2 protein-coding genes and 2 pseudogenes are annotated in these 2,866 nt (G+C 73.6%); all 4 read right to left on the minus strand.

Translation table 11 applies throughout. The features are described 5' to 3' along the window. Window positions 1-368, minus strand: a pseudogene (locus HW445_RS24875) (hypothetical protein); the annotation flags it as partial. Between the two features lie 251 nt (window positions 369-619). Then, complete coding sequence (locus HW445_RS24880; protein ID WP_180223166.1) at window positions 620-1,417, minus strand: type III pantothenate kinase; 798 nt, start codon at window positions 1,415-1,417, stop codon at window positions 620-622. Between the two features lie 11 nt (window positions 1,418-1,428). After that, window positions 1,429-2,454 carry a carboxylating nicotinate-nucleotide diphosphorylase gene (gene nadC, locus HW445_RS24885; protein ID WP_180223167.1) on the minus strand — a complete coding sequence of 342 codons (1,026 nt, stop codon included), beginning with the start codon at window positions 2,452-2,454 and terminating at the stop codon, window positions 1,429-1,431. Further along, window positions 2,451-2,866: pseudogene (locus HW445_RS24890) on the minus strand (L-aspartate oxidase); the annotation flags it as partial. The gene nadC and the pseudogene HW445_RS24890, both read right to left, overlap by 4 nt.

Below are 2,866 nucleotides of genomic sequence, written 5' to 3' on the forward strand. Positions count from 1 at the left end.
TCGGCGGGGGTGTCGCACCGGCGCAGCAGGGCGGCCGCGACGGGGTTGCCGCTCAGGGCGCGGAGTGCGGCCAGGTCCTCCTGTTCCGGGCGGTGACCGGCGTCCAGCGCCTCGCGCAGGAGACGGAGGTAGCCGGTGACGGTGCCCGGGAGGGCGGCGCGGTAGCGGACCAGGTCGGCCAGGAGGAAGGCGCGCTGCCGGGCCGCCTCCCGCGTCACCTCGTCGACCGCGTCGGCGAGCCGCAGGCAGTCCTGGACCTCCTGGGGGGAGGCGGGGCGGGGGTGAAGGGCGAGGGCGAGGGCACGGCGGAGCACGCGCAGCTCTTGCGGGCCGAACGCCATGCCGCGGGATCCGTAGGGCGTGGGCATGGCGCGACCATACGCGCCAATCAGACAATCATGGACATATTTCCATCGGCGCGCCGTCCCCGCCCCTCCGACCGGCCCTCCGTGCATCGCCCGCGTCCCCGGGGACGAACACGTCACCGGGGACGAACAGGCCCGCACACCCGCGCCCCGGCACCGTGGGGACGGGTGCCGGGGCGCGGCGGGACCGTGAGGTCAGGGCGGTGAGGCCGGGGGCTCTCGGGCCGAGGGCGGTCAGGCCGGGGGCGGTGAGGTCAGGTGCGGCCGATGTTGCGCTCGTAGACGAGACGGAGCCCGATCAGCGTGAGCCACGGCTCGTGCTCGTCGATGACCGTGGATTCCCCGAGGACCATGGGCGCCAGCCCGCCCGTGGCGATGACCGTGACGTCGTCGGGGTCGTCGGCCAGCTCGCGGGCCATCCGCTCGACGACCCCGTCGACCTGCCCGGCGAAGCCGTAGACGATGCCCGACTGCATCGCCTCGACCGTGTTCCGCCCGATCACGCTCCGCGGGCGCGCCACCTCGATCTTGCGGAGCTGGGCGCCCTTGACCCCCAGCGCCTCCACGGAGATCTCGATGCCCGGCGCGATCACCCCTCCGATGTACTCCCCGCGGGCGCTGACCGCGTCGAAGGTGGTGGCGGTGCCGAAGTCGACCACGATGGCGGGCCCGCCGTAGAGCTCGGCCGCGGCGACCGCGTTGATGATGCGGTCCGCGCCGACCTCCTTGGGGTTGTCGGTGAGGATCGGCACGCCCGTCTTGACGCCGGGCTCGACGATCACCGCGGGCACGTCGCCGTAGTACCGGCGGGTCACCTCACGCAGTTCGTGCAGGACGGACGGGACGGTGGCGCAGATGGCGATGCCGTCGATGCCTTCGCCGAGTTCGCCGCCGAGCAGCGGGTGCGCCCCCATCAGGCCCTGCATCAGCACGGCCATCTCGTCCGCGGTGCGACGCGGGTCGGTGGAGATGCGCCAGTGCTCGATGACCTCCGAGCCGTCGAACAGCCCCAGCACGGTGTGCGTGTTGCCCACGTCGATCGTCAGCAGCATGGCCCCCGCCCCTACTCCGAGTCGTTCTGCGCGGCGCCCTGAGCCTCACGGAGGTCCAGGCCGATGTCCAGGATGGGCGAGGAGTGCGTGAGCGCGCCCACCGCCAGGTGGTCGACGCCGGTGTCGGCGTACACCTTGGCGTTCTCCAGGGTGAGGCGTCCGGAGGCCTCCAGCTTGGCCCGCCCGGCGGTGACGGCGACCGCCTCCGCGCACTCGGCGGGCGTGAAGTTGTCCAGCAGGATCAGGTCGGCCCCGGCGTCCAGCACCTCGCGGAGCTGGTGCAGGGTGTCGACCTCGACCTCGATCGGCAGCTCCGGGAAGCGCTCGCGGACCGCCCGGAACGCCTCGGCGACGCCCCCGGCCGCGACCACGTGGTTGTCCTTGACCAGGGCCGCGTCGGAGAGCGACATCCGGTGGTTCTCGCCGCCGCCGCACCGCACCGCGTACTTCTCCAGGGAGCGGAGACCGGGCGTGGTCTTACGGGTGTCGCGGACGGTCGCGGAGGTGCCTTCGAGGACGTCGGCCCAGGCGCGGGTGGCGGTGGCGATGCCGGACAGGCGGCACATGATGTTGAGCGCACTGCGCTCCGCGGTGAGCAGGTCACGCGTACGGGTGGTGACCGAGAGCAGTTTCTGCCCGGCTTCCACACGGTCGCCGTCCTCGGCGTGCCGCTCGACCTCGAACTCGTCGGAGGCGACCACCGAGAGCACCGCCTCGGCGATCCGCAGTCCGGCGACCACGCCCGCCTCACGGGCGGTGAAGTCGGCGGTGGCGACGGCCTCCTCGGGGATGGTGGCCCAAGTGGTGACGTCCACGCCGCCGTCGAGGTCCTCGGCGACCGCCATGGTCGCGATGTCCTCCACCTCGGCCGGGTCGAGACCGGCCTCGGTCAGCAGCTCGGCCAGGGCGGGGTCGAGGCCGCACTCGTAGCCGTCGAACTCGTGGTCGTCGCCGGCACCGCAGGCGCAGCCGTCGCCGCAGCCTCCCCCGTCGGCGAGGGGGAGGTCGGCAGGGCCGGAGGGGTCGGAGGGGCTCACTTCTTCACGGCTCCTGTGGGAGTGGTGACCGGTGCGAAGCCCGGTCCGTCGGTGGTGTGCACGGCGAGCGTACGGCCCTCGCCGAGGCGGACGACTACGTGGCGGCGCCACTGCTCGTCGTCCCGGTCGGGGCGGTCCTCGCGCCAGTGGCAGCCGCGGGTCTCCTCACGGCGGCGGGCCGCCTCGACGAGGACCCGGGCGACCAGCAGGAGGTTGGCCGTCTCCCAGGTCTCGGTGCCCGGGACGGGCTGCTTCCCGGGGCCTTCGGCGGCGGTCTGCAGTTCGGCCAGCTTCTCGGCGGCCCGCCGCAGGGAGTCGGCGGAACGCAGCACGCCCGCGCCCTCGGTCATGATGCGCTGGACGGCGGACCGGTCCTCGGGGGCGGGGAGCGGCTGGATGCCGGCCGTCTGCG

It is taken from the genome of Streptomyces sp. UH6 (genome assembly GCF_013421635.1).
Taxonomy (GTDB): domain Bacteria; phylum Actinomycetota; class Actinomycetes; order Streptomycetales; family Streptomycetaceae; genus Streptomyces; species Streptomyces abyssomicinicus.